At 74.9% G+C, this 17,394-nt stretch carries 12 protein-coding genes; 9 read left to right on the top strand and 3 right to left on the bottom strand.

The genetic code is table 11. The features are described 5' to 3' along the window. Positions 1–362: 362 nt before the first annotated feature. Positions 363–767, bottom strand: a complete 405-nt coding sequence (locus ACIRD3_RS09110) for a hypothetical protein (protein ID WP_402213465.1) — start codon at positions 765–767, stop codon at positions 363–365. A 244-nt stretch (positions 768–1,011) separates the two neighbouring features. Here ACIRD3_RS09110 and ACIRD3_RS09105 point away from each other — a divergent pair, with 244 nt between their 5' ends. Genes ACIRD3_RS09105 through ACIRD3_RS09095 form a run of 3 tightly spaced genes read left to right on the top strand, consistent with a single transcriptional unit; the run spans position 1,012 to position 3,056 of the window. Beyond that, a complete protein-coding gene (locus tag ACIRD3_RS09105) occupies positions 1,012–2,181 on the top strand; it encodes a permease (RefSeq protein ID WP_402213463.1) in 1,170 nt (389 codons plus the stop codon). A gap of 51 nt (positions 2,182–2,232) precedes the next feature. Further along, complete coding sequence (locus tag ACIRD3_RS09100) at positions 2,233–2,706, top strand: hypothetical protein (protein WP_402213462.1); 474 nt, start codon at positions 2,233–2,235, stop codon at positions 2,704–2,706. After that, a complete protein-coding gene (locus ACIRD3_RS09095) occupies positions 2,703–3,056 on the top strand; it encodes a hypothetical protein (protein ID WP_402213460.1) in 354 nt (117 codons plus the stop codon). The genes ACIRD3_RS09100 and ACIRD3_RS09095 overlap by 4 nt, the downstream gene beginning before the upstream one ends. A 46-nt stretch (positions 3,057–3,102) precedes the next feature. On the opposite strand, the gene ACIRD3_RS09090 is transcribed toward ACIRD3_RS09095, so the two are convergent. Next, complete coding sequence (locus tag ACIRD3_RS09090) at positions 3,103–4,071, bottom strand: hypothetical protein (RefSeq protein WP_402213490.1); 969 nt, start codon at positions 4,069–4,071, stop codon at positions 3,103–3,105. Between the two features lie 277 nt (positions 4,072–4,348). Here ACIRD3_RS09090 and ACIRD3_RS09085 point away from each other — a divergent pair, with 277 nt between their 5' ends. Next, positions 4,349–6,592 carry a heavy metal translocating P-type ATPase gene (locus ACIRD3_RS09085; protein ID WP_402213458.1) on the top strand — a complete coding sequence of 748 codons (2,244 nt, stop codon included), beginning with the start codon at positions 4,349–4,351 and terminating at the stop codon, positions 6,590–6,592. Positions 6,593–6,770: 178 nt separating this feature from the next. Here ACIRD3_RS09085 and ACIRD3_RS09080 read toward each other — a convergent pair whose 3' ends face one another. Continuing rightward, complete coding sequence (locus ACIRD3_RS09080) at positions 6,771–8,558, bottom strand: hypothetical protein (RefSeq protein ID WP_402213456.1); 1,788 nt, start codon at positions 8,556–8,558, stop codon at positions 6,771–6,773. A gap of 289 nt (positions 8,559–8,847) precedes the next feature. Between ACIRD3_RS09080 and ACIRD3_RS09075 the strand changes: the two genes are divergently transcribed. The 5 genes from ACIRD3_RS09075 to ACIRD3_RS09055 all read left to right on the top strand — a co-directional run bounded on the left by ACIRD3_RS09075 (position 8,848) and on the right by ACIRD3_RS09055 (position 17,377). Then, complete coding sequence (locus tag ACIRD3_RS09075) at positions 8,848–13,002, top strand: hypothetical protein (RefSeq protein ID WP_402213454.1); 4,155 nt, start codon at positions 8,848–8,850, stop codon at positions 13,000–13,002. 218 nt (positions 13,003–13,220) lie between these two features. After that, positions 13,221–13,646, top strand: a complete 426-nt coding sequence (locus ACIRD3_RS09070; protein ID WP_402213453.1) for a hypothetical protein — start codon at positions 13,221–13,223, stop codon at positions 13,644–13,646. Continuing rightward, on the top strand, positions 13,643–14,464 hold the full coding sequence (locus ACIRD3_RS09065) for a nucleotide exchange factor GrpE (protein WP_402213451.1): 822 nt from the start codon (positions 13,643–13,645) through the stop codon (positions 14,462–14,464). The genes ACIRD3_RS09070 and ACIRD3_RS09065 overlap by 4 nt, the downstream gene beginning before the upstream one ends. Before the next feature lie 31 nt (positions 14,465–14,495). Continuing rightward, entirely contained in the window at positions 14,496–17,063 is a 2,568-nt protein-coding gene (locus tag ACIRD3_RS09060; RefSeq protein WP_402213449.1) for an Hsp70 family protein, read from the top strand. Then, positions 17,060–17,377, top strand: coding sequence for a hypothetical protein (locus ACIRD3_RS09055; protein ID WP_402213447.1), 318 nt, complete (start codon positions 17,060–17,062; stop codon positions 17,375–17,377). Before ACIRD3_RS09060 ends, ACIRD3_RS09055 begins: the two co-directional genes overlap by 4 nt. Positions 17,378–17,394 lie beyond the last annotated feature (17 nt).

The following is a 17,394-nucleotide window of genomic DNA, read 5'->3' as shown; positions in this document are numbered from 1 at the left end:
ACCCGTGAACGTCTCCACCCACACCGGCTCAGCCCGCAGCACCCCACCCATACAGCAGAAATGCCCTGTCTCCGCCCTTCTGCAACAAGCTTTAGGGCCTCCCCGAAGCGCTCCGGGCGCCGGCCGCCCACTCCGGCCGGCACCGCCCCCGGCCGCCCACTCCGGCCGGCGTCCCCGGCAGCGCGCCCCGGCGCCCCGCCCCGGCCGGTCGACGAAGCCGGGCCCCGGTCAGTGCACGGTGACCTGGATGCTCTCGGAGACGTCGCACCGGTCCCCGGCGGTGCCGTCGATCAGCAGGCCGCGGGTAAGGGCGGACTCGACGTCGTAGCCGGTGGTCAGTTCGGAGTCGGGGAGGAAGTCGGTCAGGTCGGCAGCTCCGCGCCGTAGGGTCGGTTGATCTTCGCGTCGCCGGTGAGTCCGCCCGTGTCGATGTGGTGGTGGATGAACTGGTCCTCGGTCACCCACACGGACTGGCCCCACGGGTTGTAGACCTGCAGCCGGTCGCCGTCCCGGGCCACGATCACCATCTGGTGGTAGCCGCCCTTGCCGGCCTCGTCGAAGGCGCAGAACGGCACCGGCTTGCCCTCGTCCAGGGCCTTCTCGATCCGGGTGACGGCCGCGCGCCGGTCGTCGTCGGTGTTCAGGTTGACGTACTCGTAGGTCGAGCCGGTGGCCTTCCCGAGGTTCTGGTTGGCGAGGAAGGTGCCGCCCCTCGGGCCGATCCCGCCGGCGTCGGGCTGGACGGTGTACCCCACCGAGTCGGGCATCGGCTGCTCTCCCCCAAGGAGCTCCATGGCTCGCCGTGATCGGACGGGCACGCGGTCGACGAGCCTAGACGTCACCGGGGGAGGGCCGGTTCCGTGGTCGCGCCCGCGCCGTCCGGGCGGTGCGGTGCGGGGTGTCGGCGCGCCGCGGTCCTGAATACCCCGTACGGGTATAGCGTGACCGGCGCTCAGCGGACTCCCACAGCACGGCGCGCCCGGCCCGGCGCCCACGGGAAGGCGGACCCCCATGCACGCGATCCTGCACGCCCTGTCCATCGCCGGATCGATGACCTGGGAGATCACCTGGGCCCTGATCCTCGGCTTCCTGCTCTCCGCCGTGGTCCAGGCCGTCGTCCCCAGGTCCACCGTGGTCCGGCGTCTCGGCGACGACCGCCCGCGCACCCTCGCCGTCGCCTCCGCGCTCGGCGCGGCCTCCTCCTCCTGCTCGTACGCGGCCGTCGCCCTGGCCCGCTCGCTGTTCCGCAAGGGCGCGGACTTCACCGCCGCGATGGCCTTCGAGATCGCCTCGACCAACCTGGTGGTCGAACTCGGCGTCATCCTGGCCCTGTTGCTCGGCTGGCAGTTCACCGCGGCCGAGTTCGTCGGCGGGCCGGTGATGATCCTGCTGCTCGCGGTGCTCTTCCGGCGGCTGCTGCGCGACCGCCTGCTGCGGGAGGCCCGCGAGCAGGCCGAGCGCGGCCGGGCCGGCTCGATGGAGGGGCACGCGGCGATGGACATGTCCGTGGCCGGGGAAGGGTCCTTCGCCCGCCGGCTGCTGTCCGGTCGGGGCGTCACCGCCGTCTCCCACGTCTTCGTGATGGAGTGGGCCGCGATCCTCCGGGACCTCGTCCTCGGCCTGCTCATCGCCGGCGCCATCGCCGCCTGGGTGCCCGATTCCTTCTGGCAGGCCTTCTTCTTCGCCGGTCATCCGCTCGCCGGCAAGCTCTGGGGCCCGCTGGTCGGCCCGCTGGTGGCGATCGCGTCCTTCGTCTGCTCGATCGGCAACGTGCCGCTCGCGGCGGTGCTGTGGAAGGGCGGCATCAGCTTCGGCGGCGTGATCGCGTTCATCTTCGCGGACCTGCTGATCCTGCCGATCCTGAACATCTACCGGAAGTACTACGGCGCCCGGATGGCCCTCTTCCTCCTCGGCACCTTCTACACCGCGATGGTCCTCGCCGGGTACGTCGTCGAGCTCGTCTTCGGCGGCCTCGGCCTGGTCCCCGACTCCCGCGAGGCCGAGATCCCGATGTCGGGCGTCGAGTGGAACTACACCACCTGGCTCAACATCGCCTTCCTCCTGCTCGCCGCCGCCCTCCTGCTCCGCTTCCTCCGCACCGGCGGCGCCACCATGCTCCGCGCCATGGGCGGCCCCCCGCCCCGCCCCACCGACGCCCACCCCACCCACCCCCACCCCTGAGGCCACCCGTCGTCGCGCATCCCGCTCGACATCCGAGCCACTGTGGATGTCATGACTGCGGCCTACGAGGACGTGCCCTTCAGCGAACTGCTGCACCACCCCGCCGCGACCGCGCGCAGACTGGACACCGTGCGCGCGCTGAGACTCCGACGGCGCGACGCGGGGGACCTCGCCCTGATGCGCGTCGACCAGATGGAACGCGATGCCGCCGTGGTGGACTTCACCGCCCGGCTGCTCGCGGGACTGGTCCGGACCGGAAACGTCGACGCCCTGCGTCAGGCGCTGCCCGAAGCCCTGCCGTGGAGCACCTTCCTGCCGGACGAGGACGTCGACGCCTTGATCGCCGAGCTGGTCGACACGGCACGCGGCGCGGTGGCACTGGACAACCTGACCCCGATCGCCCTCCTGCTCACCCAGTGGAAGCACAGCGCCGAGGTCTACGCGGACCCCGCGCTGTACGCCGTCCTCACCCGGGAGCCCGAGGGCGACCTCGGCCCCGCCCCCCTCCCCGAGGCGGCCGAGTGAGCCCGAAGCGCGGAGACCGGGCCGCGCCACCGCCGACCGGTGCGGAGTACGACCTTCGGTTCGCCAACTCCGAAGCGGCGGAAGGCTGGGAACAGCTGGGCCGCCAGGCGGCCGGCGATCTGCGTCGCGCGTTCGAGCGGATCCGTGCCGAACCTCGGGCCTTCGACAACCCGGCCCGGCAGCACCGGCTCAAGGGCAGCCTCGGCACCGCCGCCTTCAAGGGGCAAGCCCTGGAACGCCGGCAGTACGAGGTCACGGGTGGGGGCCGCATCTGGTACCTGCTCGACGACGCCAACCGCACCGCGTGGATCACCTACGCCGGTACCGGCCACCCGAAGGGCACGGACTGACCCGTCCCGGGCGCCGGCGGGCACGTCGTCGTCGGCCGGGGTGGGGTCAGTGCTGGTGGGTGGGGGGTTCTTCGGTCGGCTGGGCGTGGGTGGCCGGGGTGGCCGGGGTGGCCGGGGTGGTCGGGGTCGTCAGGGTGAAGGCGGCGGTGCGGACCGTGTCCTGGTGCTTGAAGTCCAGGAAGAGGCGGTAACTGCCGGTGCTCGGGGCGGTGGTGGTGAAGCCGATCTCCGGGCCGGGGGTGGTGGTGTCCGGGTGGACGTGGAGGTAGGCGAGGTCGCCGGCGCGCAGAGCGACCAGGTGGCCGTACGCGCCGAGGTAGGGCTGGAGGTCGGTGACCGGCTTGCCGTCCTTGCTGACGCTCAGGGTGAGCGGGCCGCTGCGGCCGGGGGTGAGGTCTCCGGCGAGGGTGACGGTGTAGCCGTCGACGGTGACGCTCCGTCCGGTCTCCGGCAGCGGGGCCGGGCGCAGCTCGCCGGCGGCGTGCAGGTCGGCGCCGAGGGTGAGGCCCTCGGTGGCGCCGGCCGGGGTGAAGTCGGCGAAGACCCGGTACTCCCCGGCGGCGGGTAGGGCGGTCGGGGCGCTCCAGGTGCCGTCGGCGGCCAGGGTCGGGTGCAGGTGCTGGAAGGTGGACAGGTCGCGCGGGGCGACGATCAGGTGCAGGTCCTTGTCGTGCTGCTGCCGGTAGGCGGTGACCGGCGTGCCGTCCCTGCCGAGGACGCGGAAGCGCAGGTCGGTGGGCGAGCCGGCGGTGACGAAGGGGTTCTCGACGCTCAGCGTGTAGCCGCGTTCGGAGACCTGCAGCCCGCCGGGCAGGTGCTCGCCCGCCGCGGCTGAGGAGTCCGGTCCGTCGTGGCCGGCCTGCCCGGCGGGCTTCCCGGTGTCGTGCCCCGGGTGGCCGGTGGTGGCGGGCCTGGGGGCGGGGTCGCCGCCGGTGGCGTTGCCGACGCCGAGGGCGAGGCCGAAGGCGGCGGCGAGGCCGGCGGTGAAGGCGGTGATGCGCAGCGCGGTGTTCACGGCGGGGTTCTCCTCGGGCGTGCGGGGGAGTGGGACGCCCATGAGTGAATACCCCATGGGGGTATCGAGTCAAGCGTCGGGCCGGGTGTCCGGGCCGAGCGGCCCGCCGTGTCGAGGGATACCTGCCCCGGGTATCGCCAGGGCTTGCCGGACATACCCCGCGGGGGTATAAAGGACCTCGGTGCGGGCCGATACCCCGGATGGGTAGGACGTGGGGTCGGCCGGTGAACGCACCGCAGACCGCACACCGCGCGAACGACTGTCCCGAGGAGCGACGATGACGACGCAGGCACCCGCCTCAGCGGAGGTGGAACTCTCGATCGGCGGAATGACGTGCGCCTCGTGCGCGGCCCGGATCGAGAAGAAGCTCAACCGGATGGACGGGGTCACCGCCAGCGTCAACTACGCCACCGAGAAGGCGAAGGTCTCCTTCGGCGGCGACGTCGAGGTGGCCGACCTGATCGCCACCGTCGAGGCGACCGGCTACACCGCCGTGCTTCCCCGGCCCCCGGCGGCCGAGGGTCCGGCCGGCGCGGGGGCCGAGCCGGCCGACGAACTGGCCCCGCTACGTGCCCGGTTGTTCACCGCGGTGGCGCTGGCCGTGCCGGTGGTCGCGATGGCGATGGTGCCCGCGCTGCAGTTCGACAACTGGCAGTGGCTGTCGCTGACCCTGGCCGCCCCGGTGGTCACCTACGCCGCCTGGCCGTTCCACCGGGCCGCCTTCACCAACGCCCGGCACGGCGCCGCGACGATGGACACCCTGGTCTCGCTCGGTACGGGCGCCGCGTTCCTGTGGTCGCTGTGGGCGCTGTTCTTCGGCGACGCCGGGATGGCCGGCATGCGGCACGGCTTCGAGTTCACCATCGCCCGCAGCGACGGCGCCTCCAATATCTATCTGGAGGCCGCGGCCGGCGTCACCGCCTTCATCCTGGCCGGACGCTACTTCGAGGCCCGTTCCAAGCGCACCGCCGGCGCCGCGCTCAAGGCGCTGCTGGAACTGGGCGCCAAGGACGTGACGGTGCTGCGCGGCACGGCCGAGGTGCGCATCCCGATCGCCGATCTCGCCGTCGGTGACCGCTTCGTGGTCCGCCCGGGCGAGAAGGTCGCCACCGACGGCGTGGTGGTCGAGGGCGCCTCGGCGGTGGACGCCTCGATGCTGACCGGTGAGTCCGTCCCGGTCGAGGTCGGGGTCGGCGACAGTGTCACCGGCGCGACCGTCAACGCGGGCGGCCGGCTGGTGGTCGAGGCGACCCGGGTCGGCGCGGACACCCAGCTGTCCCGGATGGCCAAGCTGGTCGAGGAGGCGCAGAACGGCAAGGCCGCCGCCCAGCGCCTCGCCGACCGGATCTCCGCGGTCTTCGTGCCGATCGTGATCACCCTCGCGGTGGCCACCCTCGGGTACTGGCTGGGCACCGGCGAGGGCTGGACCGCCGCCTTCACGGCCGCCGTGGCCGTCCTGATCATCGCCTGCCCGTGTGCCCTGGGCCTGGCCACCCCGACCGCGCTGCTGGTCGGTACCGGCCGGGGCGCCCAGCTGGGCGTGCTGATCAAGGGCCCGGAGGTGCTGGAGTCCACCCGCAAGGTGGACACCATCGTGCTGGACAAGACGGGCACCGTCACCACCGGCCGGATGACGCTGCTCGCCGTCCACACCACCGCCACCACCACCGAGGCCGAGGTGCTGCGCCTGGCCGGGGCCCTGGAGCACGCCTCCGAGCACCCGATCGCCCGGGCGATCGCCGACGCCGCCGCCAAGGCCGGCGAACTGCCCGCCGTCGAGGGCTTCGAGAACGTCCCGGGCCTGGGCGTCCAGGGCGTGGTGGACGGCCACGCGGTGGTGGCCGGCCGCGAGGCGCTGCTCGACGAGTGGTCGCAGTACCTGCCGGAGGGCCTGGCCGAGGCCAAGCGCACCGCCGAGGCCGCAGGCCGTACGGCGATCGCGGTCGGCTGGGACGGCGAGGCCCGGGCCGTCCTGGAGGTCGCCGACGCGGTCAAGCCGACCAGCGCCGCGGCGATCGCCGAGCTGCGGGCGCTGGGCCTGACCCCGGTGCTGCTGACCGGGGACAACCGGGCGGTCGCCGAGGCCGTGGCGGCCGAGGTCGGCATCGCGCCGGAGCACGTGATCGCCGAGGTCATGCCGCAGGACAAGGTCGACACCGTCAAGCGGCTGCAGGCCGAGGGCAGGGTCGTGGCGATGGTCGGCGACGGCGTCAACGACGCCGCCGCGCTGGCCCAGGCCGACCTGGGCCTGGCGATGGGCACCGGCACCGACGCCGCGATCGAGGCCGGCGACCTCACCCTGGTCCGCGGCGACCTGCTGGCCGCGGCGGACGCCATCCGGCTCTCCCGCAAGACCCTCGGCACCATCAAGAGCAACCTGTTCTGGGCCTTCGGCTACAACGTCGCCGCCCTGCCGCTGGCCGCGGCGGGGATGCTCAACCCGATGATCGCGGGGGCGGCCATGGCCTTCTCCTCGGTCTTCGTGGTCGGCAACAGCCTCCGGCTGCGCCGCTTCCGCTGAGGCCCTGAGGCGCGGGAGCTGCTGAACCGCCGAGGCGCAAGGACGCGGAGACGCGGAGGCACCGAGGAGCCTGACCACCCTCCTCCGCCGGGCCGAGGCCCCGGGACCCCGATCGGGGTCCCGGGGCCTCGGCGTTCCCGCGTCCCGGCCCGAGCGACCCGCCCCGCCCCCGCCCGGGTCAGTCCTCCGGCAGCTCCACCGCCTGCCAGCGGTACGCCGCGTCCTCCTGCCAGACCTGCAGCTCGCCCTCCACCACCGCGGCCAGGCAGAGCCGCCAGTCGTCGCCCATCGTGAGCGCGACCCGGGTGGCCGGGCGCAGCGTGGGCCGCCACCAGCGCGGGCGGCGGGAGGTGCCGCCGGCCGGCAGTCGCAGCCGTACGCCGCCCGCGCCGGCCAGGGCGATGGTCGGGCCGCCGCGGTGGCCGGCCATGGCGATGCCGAGGGAGGGTTCGCCGTCGCCGATCTCGGTGCCGGGCCCGGTGGCGCCGAGGGTGTGCAGTTGGACGGAGCCGTCCTGGCGCAGCGTGGCGGCCTGCGGTCCGGCGGAGGTGCGGGCCAGTGCCCCGGCGCGCGCCGGGCCGGCCGGGCCGAGTGGGGCGGGCGGCTGGGCGGTGCCGGGCCGCCAGCTCAGCACCCGTCCGCCGTGCTCGACCAGGAGCAGCCAGCAGCCGGGGCGTTCCTCGACGGCCGCGAGCACCCGGTCGGCGGGGCAGCCGGCCAGTTCGTGGCCGGTCAGGGTGAGGCCGGGCGCCCAGCGGTAGGAGCGCAGCGCGCCGCCGACGGCCGTCCAGACCGTCATCTCCCCGCCCGGACCGACCGCCCCGGCCAGCCCGTTGACCCCGCGGGCGGCCTCCCACCAGCCGGCCGCCGTGCCGACCCAGAGGGTGTTGCCGCGGTCCTCGGCACAGACCACCAGCTCGCCCTGGCGCCCGGCCCACCCGGCCGTCAACTCCCGGACGGCTCCAGGCCCCTGGCCGGACGGCAGATGGTGTCCGGTGCGGCCGGGGCCGGTCAGCGCGGTGCCGTCGGCGCCGCCGGTGACCACCAGCGGGCGCCCGGAGCGGTCGGGCAGCACGGCCAGGCCCGCGGTGCGGGCCACCGGCCGGTGGGCGCGCAGCAGTTCGCGGCCCCGGCCGACCCAGGGGCCGAGCGGGGCGGGGCGGCGCTCCGGGTCGCGGGCCAGCGGCTCGCACGCCCAGCGCGCCACCTCCTCGCCGTACCCGGCCGCGAGCAGCTCGGCGCGGGCCTGTTCGGCGGCGAGCCGGTGGTCGAGCCGGCCGTGGTCGGGCAGCAGGAGGGTACGGGCGAGGGTGCCGACCGCGAAGAGGTCCTTGGCGGTGGTGGGGAAACCGCCGACCTGCTCGGCCTCGGGCGGGACGTGCCCGGGGGTGAACACCGCGACGGTCAGGGTGTGGTCGAGCGGGGCGAGGAAGGTCAGGTCGATCAGCTTGACCTGACCCTGGCCGTCCACCAGGACGTTGGCGGGGGAGATGTCGCGGTGCACCCAGCGCTTGCGGTGCAGCTCGTCGACGATCCGGCAGAGCCGGGCCAGCACCTCGGCCACCGCCGCCGGACCGCCGCGCTGGGTGCGGGCCCAGGTGTGCAGCGGCACGCCCTCGACCCAGGGCGAGATCTGGTAGCCGAGCAGCCCGCCGGAGGGCACCGCGCCGGGCCGGTGCGGGGAGGGGCCGAGCAGGAAGCTGGGCACCACCAGGTCGGTGACGCCCAGTCGGTGCGCGTTGTGCGAGACGTCGTCCCAGCGGCCGAGCCAGCGCCGCACCTCGGACGGGTCGCGCTCCAGCATGATCTTCGCGGCGACCAGTTCCTTGCGTCCGTTGTGGCCGGTCCGGACCGCCCGCCAGACCTCGGCCTCGCCGCCCCGGTGGTGGAACTCCAGGAGTTCGTACTGCTCGGGGTCGAACTCCGGCCCGAACCGGAGCCCGGGCACCCAACGCGACTCGGACACACGACCCCCGACACTAGGAACCGCTCGACGTTACTGACTGCTCGGTCACCGGCCGCCCGATGCTCCGGACGCCCCGGACGCCTTCGGCGCCTCCGGTGAACCGCTGGTGGTGCGCTTGTTCATGTCCTGCTCGTGCGTCGCCCAGGATAGTGCTCTTTCCTGTTCGTCTGTCCGATCGAGGGCCTATTCTGATGGCGCCCGAGCAACATCACGACACGACGTCAACTCATGATCGTTCGAACTGCGTTGATCATGGAGCAGACGACATCCTGACACAGGGGGACGGTGCATGGCGCTGCTAGCGGTGCTGCTGATCGTGGTGGCACTGGCCGGTGCGGCCGCCGTCGTACTGGCGCGCCGCCGACGGACCCTGGACGCCGAGGCGGTGGCGAAGGCGCTGGCCGCGGCCGCCGAACAGCTCACCGCGGGCAAGGCCGCCCAGGCCCGCCGCCGCTACGCCCGCCTGGCGAAACGACTCGCCGCCGGGCCCGCCGAACTGGGCCCGCAGCGCGGCCTCGCGCTGCTCGGCCAGGCCGAGGCCACCATCCCCACCGGCGACCAGCAGGCCACCCTCGCCCTGCACCGCGAGGCCTTCCCGCTGCTCGCCGACCCGGCCGGCCAGCTGCCCCGGTGGAGCCTGCGCCGCCTCGCCGAGGAGCGGATGCAGACGCCGGACGGCGACCTCGGACCGCTGCTCGCCTTCCTCCGGGCCACCGCCGCCGGCGCCGAACCCGGCGAGGAGGCCCAGGCCGCCGCCCGCGCCCTGGACTGGCTGCAGCGCCGCTGCCGTGAAGGCACCGCCGAGCAGCGCGAGGACGCCACCGTCCGCGCCCTCGCGGCCCTGCCCGGCCGCGACTGGCCGGTGCTCGCCCGCGCCGCCCTGCTGCAGGAGACCGGCCGGGCCGCAGAGGCCGAGACGCTGGTCGCCGACTCCGTCCGCGGCGGCAGCGGCGAGCTCTACTTCCGCTGGGGCGTCCAGTACTACAGCCGGCACCAGGACGGGCCCGCCGTCGCCGCCTTCGAGGAGGCGCTGCAGCTCGGCCCCGGCGAGCCCTCCCCCTGGGGGCGCGGCCCCGCGCTGCGCACCGACTGCCTGCTCTTCATGGGCCTGGCCAAACAGCGGTACGGCAACACCGACGGCGCCTGGCGCGACCTCGCGGCCGCCACCGCGGAGAGCCCGACCGACCCCCGCCCCCGTTACGCCCTCGGCCGGCTCGCCCTGCTGCTCGGCGCCGACGACCAGGCGCGGGAGCAGTTCACCGCCGCCCTGAGCGTCCAACCCTCCTACGCCCCCGCCCGGTTCGGCCTCGCCCTGGTGCACGAACGGGCCGAGCGGCACGCCGAGGCCGCCGCCGACTACCGGGCCGGCCTCGACCAGGCCCCCGACTGGCGCCCCGCCAAGGTCCGGCTCGGCGCCGCCCTGCTCGCCGCCGGCCGGACCGCCGAGGCCGAGCCGCTGCTGCGCGCCGAGTCCGACACCGAACCGGGCAGCCGCTGGACCGGCATCGCCGCCTTCCACCACGGCCTCGCCCTCGCCCGCACCGACGACCCGGCCGGCGCCCTCGCCCGCTGGGAACAGCTGGAGGACGAGGAGCTGAACGACCGCCGGGCGCTGGCCCGCGACCGGCTCGCCCGCACCCGGCTGGCCGCCGACCCGGTCGCCGCCCGCGAACTCTGGCAGCGGGCCGTCGCCGAACACCCCGACGCCCCCGGCTACCGCGCCGCGCTGCGCGAGGCCGCCCTGCGCGAGGCCGCCCACCTGCTGGTCACCGGCCGCGACCGCCCCGAGGCGCGGGAGCGCGCCACCGCCGCGCTCGCCCTCGCCGACACCCTGCCCGGCGCCCTCAGCCACCGCCAGGCCCGGCTGCGCGCCGCCCTCGCCCTGGCCGAGGGCACCCCCGAGCCGGTCGGCACCCTGCTGGACGCCGGAAGCGGCCTGCGCGACCGCTACCACCTGGCCGCCGTCGCCCTGCTCGCGGGCCGTCCGGCCCAGACGATCGCCCTGCTCGGCCCGCCCGACCCGGCCGGCGACCCGTCGACCGCCCGGCTGCGCGCCCTGCTCGCCGAACGGGCCGGCAACTGGGCCGCCGCGCTGGACTGGTACCGCCACTTCCTGACCGCGGGCCCGGCGCCCACCGCGGCGCCGTCCGCCGACGTGTCCCCGGCCGCGCGCGCCGCCGGCGACTGCGCGGCCTGCGACCGGCCCGCCACGGCCGCCTGCGGCGGCTGCGGCCGCGAGGCCTGCGCCGACCACCTGTACGCCCCCGACGGCGCCGCCTCGCCGCGCTGCGTCCGCTGCGCCGGTCCCGCGCTGCGCGCCGTGCTGGACTGCGCCCGCCGGGCCGGCACGCCCGAGCAGGCCGAACCCGTCCTGGCGGGCTGGGCGGCGGCCCTCGGGGACAGCGCCGCCGCCGCACCCGTCCGGCTCGACCTCGCCCTGCTGCGCGCCGAACTCGGCCGCCACGACGAGGCGCTGGCCGAGCTCCCGGCGGACGCCACCGCCGTCCGCGCCGCCGTCCTGGTCCGCCGGGCCGGCGCCGCCCTCGCCGACGGCCGACCCGGACGTGCCGCCGGCGACCTGCGGCAGGCCCTGCTCCTGGCCCCCGGCCACACGCGGGCCGCCGACACCCTCGTGCTGCTCGCCGAGCACGAGGCGCACCAGCACGCCGCCGAGGGCCGCCACCGCGAGGCCTGGGAGGGCTACCGCGACCTGCTGCTCAAGGACCCGGCGCACCCCCGGCTGCTGCACGCCCTCGGCCTGGCCGGCTACCGGCTGGCGACCGCGTCCGGGGCGGCAGAGCCAGGGACGGCCGCTCCCGCGACCGACCTTGACGACGTGTGGGCCTGGACGCTCGGCTGCCTGGTCGCCGCCCTGCACCAGCCCGACCTGTGGGCCGAGTCCGCCCGGATCACCGGCCGCACCCCGGACCCGCAGCGGCTCGCCGCCGCCCGTACCGGGCTCATCGACCGCCTCCGGGACGACCTGCGCGCCCTCGACCGGGCCGCCGGCCGCAGCGGCGACGAGGTCTCCGCCTGGACACTGCGCCTCGGCATGGAGGCCCACAGCGCCGACGCCTTCGCCCAGGAGGACATCCGGATATCCCTGCCCGGCCGCCCCGCCCGCCGTCTCACGGTCGGCCCCACGCTCGACCGGCTGCTCCGCGCCGAGCCCGGACTCGCCGCCTGGGCCGAGGCCTTCCAGCAGGCCGTCGGCGCCTGGCGACGCGGCACCGCCGGCCCCGACGCCCCGCCGGTCACCCGGGCACTCAGCCTGTTCGGGCCGCTCGGCGCCCAGCACTACCTGCAGCTGCAGGGCCGTCAGGCCGCCGCCGTCGCGGCGCTCGACGCGGTGGCCGAGGAGGAGCGCGGCGAGGCCTGGCAGGCGCTGCTCGGCACCTCCCTGATCAGCCAGGCCCGCGAGCACCACCGCAACCAGGACTGGCGCGAGGCCCTGGACTGCCTCACCCGCGCCCGGGCCGTCCCCGGCACCGCCCTGCCCGCCGACGCCGCCAGGATCGCCGCCGAGTCCGGCGTCCGGGCGGCCCGCGCCCTGCTCAAGAGCACCGTGGACGACCAGTCGGGGGCGGCCGAGCTGCTGGAGAAGGCCTACGCCCTCGCCCCGGACGACCCCGAGGTGCGCGGAGACCTGGGCGCCACCTACGCCCAGTGGGCCCGCAAGATCAACAACGAGGACAAGGACTACCCCCGCGCCCTCGAACTGCTGCGCAAGAGCCTGGACCTCGTCCCCGGCGACCCGACCGCCCGGCACTTCCTGGAGGCCGCCCTCGGCAACCGGGCCGGCCAGCTCAGCCGCCCCGAGGCCACCGACGCGGAGCTGGAGGAGGCCGCCGACGCCTGGCGGGCGCTGATCGAGCTCAACCCCGACCCGGACAACCGGCTCGGCCTCGCCTTCGTCCTGCGCCACCTCGCCCGCTCCGCCGCCTTCGCCGACGACCGCGTCCGCGCGGTGCGGCGGATGACCGAGGCGCTGGACGCCGACCCGGAGTGGGACGGCGACGCCGAGCGCGAGGCCCCGCGGCGGGTGGCGGTGATGCTCGCCAACCACGTGGTGGACAACCTGGCGGACAAGCCGTTCACCGTCCAGGCCGCCATGCTGCAGAAGGCCAAGTCCTACGACGACTCGACCGACATCCGCCGTCTGATGGTCAGCGTGTGGCGCGGCGAGGCCATCGGCCACTACGAGGCCCGCCGCTACGTGGACGCGATCCGGCTGCTGGAGGAGGCGCTCGGGCTGTCCCGCACCCCGGAGGACGTCGGCAAACTGCACCGCGAACTCGGCATCGTCTACGGCTCGTACGCCGTCCAGCGGGCCAACGCCCGCCAGCTCCGGGAGGCGCGTGAGCTGGCCCGGAAGGCCGTCGAGCACAGTCCGGACGACACGGAGCTGCGCGCGATGCAGCGGCGGATCAACTCGCTCTACTAGGGCCTGTCTCTTGGATTTCGCCGCAGGCCCGGCAAGGGTCCAGGAGACAGGCCCCATCCCCGACTCGTGGCAACCGCACGGCAGTTGCCGTCGTCCTAGTCCGTGCGCGCCACGGCCCGCCCGCCCTTCCGCCCGCTCCTCGGTCCCCGCCGCCACCGTCACCCCGCCACCGTCGCCCCGCCACCGTCGCCCCGCCGTGAGGAGAGAGACCGCCCGCCATGCCACTGCCTGAACCGTCGCCGTACGAGGTCCTGGGCATTCCGCTCACGGCCGGCGTGCGCGAGATCAACCTCGCCGTCGGACCGGCGATGAAGGCGGGCCGCTTCCCCCGCCAGCAGATCCAGGAGGCCGCCGCGCTGCTGCGGAACCCGGACCGCCGGCTGGAGGCCGACCTCCAGCAGCCGCTCCCGCCGGAGCCGGTCGACCAGGCCGCCGGGCTGCTCGCCCCCGCCCTCGCCGAACCGCTGCTGGTGATCGAGCGCCCGCCGCTGCCCTTCGTCCCCGCCCTGCTGGCGCTGCACCGTGCCGAACTGGCCACCGACTTCGCCGAGCCGCCCCCGGCCGGCACCGACCCCGAACCGCCCGTCCCCGCCCGCTACGCGGCCGACCTGTCCGTGCTGCCGCAGATCGAGGTACCCGAATGACCGACGCATCGACCGCAACCCCGCTCGACGGCCACCGGCGGCTGGCGATCCCGCCGGGCGTCGAGGACGTCGACCTGGAGCGGAAGTTCGTCCAACTGCTCTTCCGGGCCTCCCTGCTGGGGAGCAAGCTGACGGAGCAGCGGCAGGCCGCCCGGGCCGAGCAGCGCGAACTGCTGGGCATCCTGGTCGACGTGGACGACGCGCTCGCCGCCCTCGGCCTGGACCGCGAGCTGGTGGCGCTCGGGCGCGGCGAGGGCATCGAGGCGACCCGGCGCAGGCTGCTGGGCCGGCTCGCCAAGGCCAAGGTCCGTCCGATGCGGCTGGAGGGCATGACGGCGGATCCGGACCTCGCCGAGATCGTCGGGGTCGAGGCCCGGCCGGGGGTGGCGGCGGAGACCGTGGTGCGGACGGTGGTCACCGGGTTCTTCTGGGAGGACGAGGTGCTGCGGCGGGCCCAGGTGGTGGTCGCCGCACCGGAGCCGGAGCCGGAGTTGGAGCCGGAGGCGGCGACGGAGCCGGAGCCGGAGTCGGAGCAGCAACCGGGGGGTGAGCCGGCCCTGACGGCGGCCGAGGTCGAGTACGCGCTCCAGGGCCCGGAGCCCGCGGCGCTACCGGACGAGCCCGTGGAGGGACCGGACAAGCCCGAGGAGCCCGAGGCCTCGGCCGCCGGACCCGCCGCCGGACCCGCCGCCGGCACCACCGCCGAAGTCACCGATCCCGCCGCCGCGTCGGCCCTCCGCGCCCAGCCCAAGGCGGCCCCGCCCCGGGCCCGCCGCAGGGCCACGGCCGCGGGCAAGCGCGCCAAGCGCAAGAAGTAGCCAGGACCACGAGGGGCAAGAGGGGAACGACATGTACCGCACACTCGGCATCGACCTGGGCACCACCAACTCGGTGGTCGCCCACCTGCGCCGGGGCGAGCCGGAGATCATCTTCAACCGGCAGAACCAGGAGGCCACGCCCTCCGTGGTCGGCAGCGGCCGCAAGGGCGAGCTGCTGGTGGGCTCCACCGCACGCGGCCGGATCGCCATCGACGGCGTCAACGTGATCCGCTCGGTCAAGCGCTTCATGGGCCGCAAGTTCAAGGACCCGCAGGTCCAGGCCGCCCTGAAGGAGGTCGACTACAAGGTCACCGCGGGCACCGACGGCGACGTCAACGTCTGGTTCAACGGCCGCTCGTACACCCCGATCGAGATCTCCGCGATCATCCTGCACCGGCTCAAGGAGGACGCCGAGCAGCGCATCGGCGAGCCCTTCCACCGGGCCGTCATCACCGTCCCCGCCTACTTCGGCGAGCGGCAGGTCGCGGCCACCCAGGAGGCGGGCCGGATGGCCGGCCTGCACGTGCTGCGGATCATCAACGAGCCGACCGCCGCCGCGCTCGCGTACGGGATCACCTCCGAGGCGGGCGACGAGGGCAAGACCGTGCTGGTCTACGACCTCGGCGGCGGCACCTTCGACATCTCCATCCTGCTGCTGGTGCCCGGCTCGGTCTCGGTGCTCGGCATCGAGGGCGACAACCTGCTCGGCGGCGACGACTTCGACCGCTCGATCACCACCGCGCTGCTGGAGGACATCCGCGAGGAGTACGGCGCGGACTACCAGCCCGACCTGCGCGACCGCCCGAAGATCTCCTCCACCGCCGAGACCATCAAGATCGAGCTCTCCAACCAGGAGTCCTCCGAGGTCATCCTGCCGGGCCTCGGTGCCGGACAGCTGGTACTGGAGACCGAGTTCGAGCGAGCCCGCTTCGAGGAGCTGATCGAGGCGCAGATCGAGCGGACCATCGAGCTGACCCACAAGGCCATCATGCAGGCCAACCTGACCGTCGGGGACATCGACGAGGTGGTACTGGTCGGCGGCTCCACCGCGATCCCGCTGGTCGGCCGGCGGCTCGGCGAGGTGTTCGGCCCCCGGCGGATCCGGCGCGGCGTCAACCCGATGCAGTGCGTGGCGCTCGGCGCGGCCGTGCAGTCCGCGCTGGTCGGCGAGGTGGAGTGCCCCGAGTGCCGGGCCCCCGGCGACCTCTCCGCCTCCAACTGCGCCAACTGCGCGACCAGCCTGCTCGGCGGCGCCCGGGTCTCCTGCCCGACCTGCCACATCCCGGTCGACGCCGAGGCCGCCGACTGCCCCAAGTGCGGCCAGGACATGGCCGGTTCGGGTGGCGGCGCGACCATCCCCCGGCAGCAGCAGGCCACCACCGTGGTCCGCGGCGACAACTGCCCGCGCTGCGGCACCCCGGCCGCCCCCGGCGTCACCGCCTGCGAACTGTGCGGCGAGGCGCTCAACTCGGCGGCCCCCGGGCACACCAAGGTGGCCTCCACCGCGGCCGAGGACGTCGGCCTGCGCTGCGCCACCTGCGGCCAGGTCAGCCCGCCCGGCAGTGAGATCTGCACCGGCTGCGGTGAGTTGATGCAGGTCACCAACCCCTTCGACATCACACCGAAGAACCTCGGCATCGAGCTCAACGACGGCCGCCTCGCCGTCATCATCCCCAAGAACACCAGCTACCCGACCAGTTCGCCGGTCAGCCGGGAGTTCGTGGTCTCCGGCAGCGGCCGCCAGCGGCTGGAGGTCGCGGTCTACGAGGGCGAGCACGAGATCGCCCAGCAGAACGAGCTGATCGGCCACCTCACCCTGCGCCTGCCCGAGGGCCTCGTCGGCCGCACCCCGGTGGAGGTCGCCTTCGGCCTCGACCGCGACCGCACCATCACCCTGTCCGTACGGATCCAGGGCGGCGCCGAGAAGACCGTCAAGCTGGAGCGGGTCACCCTCGACCCGGAGCTGAAGGTGCAGGTCGAGGAGCAGCAGCGGCAGATCGAGACCTTCACCGACCGCTGGGGCGGCGAGCTGACCGAGGCCGAGATGCGCGAGGCCCAGCGGCTGATGGACACCCTGGACGACCTGGCGGCCGGCCAGACCCGCGGCCAGTCGGTGGACGAGGCGCTGGAGCGGGCCCAGCGCCAGCTCAAGGCGCAGCGCTGGGTGCGCGGCTCCGAGGCGTACCTGAGCCTGTTCATCCACTACTGCGAGAAGCACCTCGACCCGAGCGACCTGGACCGCCTCCGGTCGGTCTCCGCCGAGCTGCGGCTGCGCCGGGAGGCGGCCGACTGGGAGGGCGCGATGCGCGCGGCCCAGCGGGCGGACGAGCTGTGCGACTCGCTCGGCCACACCATGCGGATGCTCACCATGTGCAACGTCTACGTGACCCAGAACATGGTCTCGCCCGCCCTGGCCCAGCTGATCATGGCCGAGCTGCGCGGGTTGGACGCCGCCGTGGAGGCGCCCAACATGGAGGACGTCAACCGGCACATGTCGAACCTGCTGGCCCTGTACGCGCAGGCGCAGCGGGAGCTCGGCAGCGAGCCGAGCGCCGAGTCGCTCGGCCCGGTGCGCCCGGAGGAGGCGGGGCCGCGATGAGCACCCTGCCCGAGCCCGAGGTGCTCTGCCCGCTGTGCAAGGTCGCGGCGGACCCGCGGAGCCTGTGCTGCCCCTCCTGCCGGGAGGACCTGTCGGTGCTGTACCGGCTGCGTTACGCCGGTCGGATCGACTACAACCGGGCGCTGGACGCCCTGGAGGAGGGGGACGCGGCCGGCGCGGTGTCCCTGCTGCGCGGCGCGCTGGCGGCCGAACCCGGTCTGGATCCGGCGCGTGACCTGCTGGAATCACTGAGCGTCGTCGGGTCCGCCGGGCCCGCGCCGGCGGGGCGGGAGGGCGACACGCCCTCTGAGTGACCAATTCGGACGCTCCC

Origin of the sequence: Kitasatospora sp. NPDC093550, assembly GCF_044764985.1 — a bacterium.
In the GTDB taxonomy this organism is placed as follows: Bacteria; Actinomycetota; Actinomycetes; order Streptomycetales; family Streptomycetaceae; genus Kitasatospora.
Note: the sequence above shows the minus strand (reverse complement) of the source record. Positions and strands in the feature narration are given on the sequence as shown.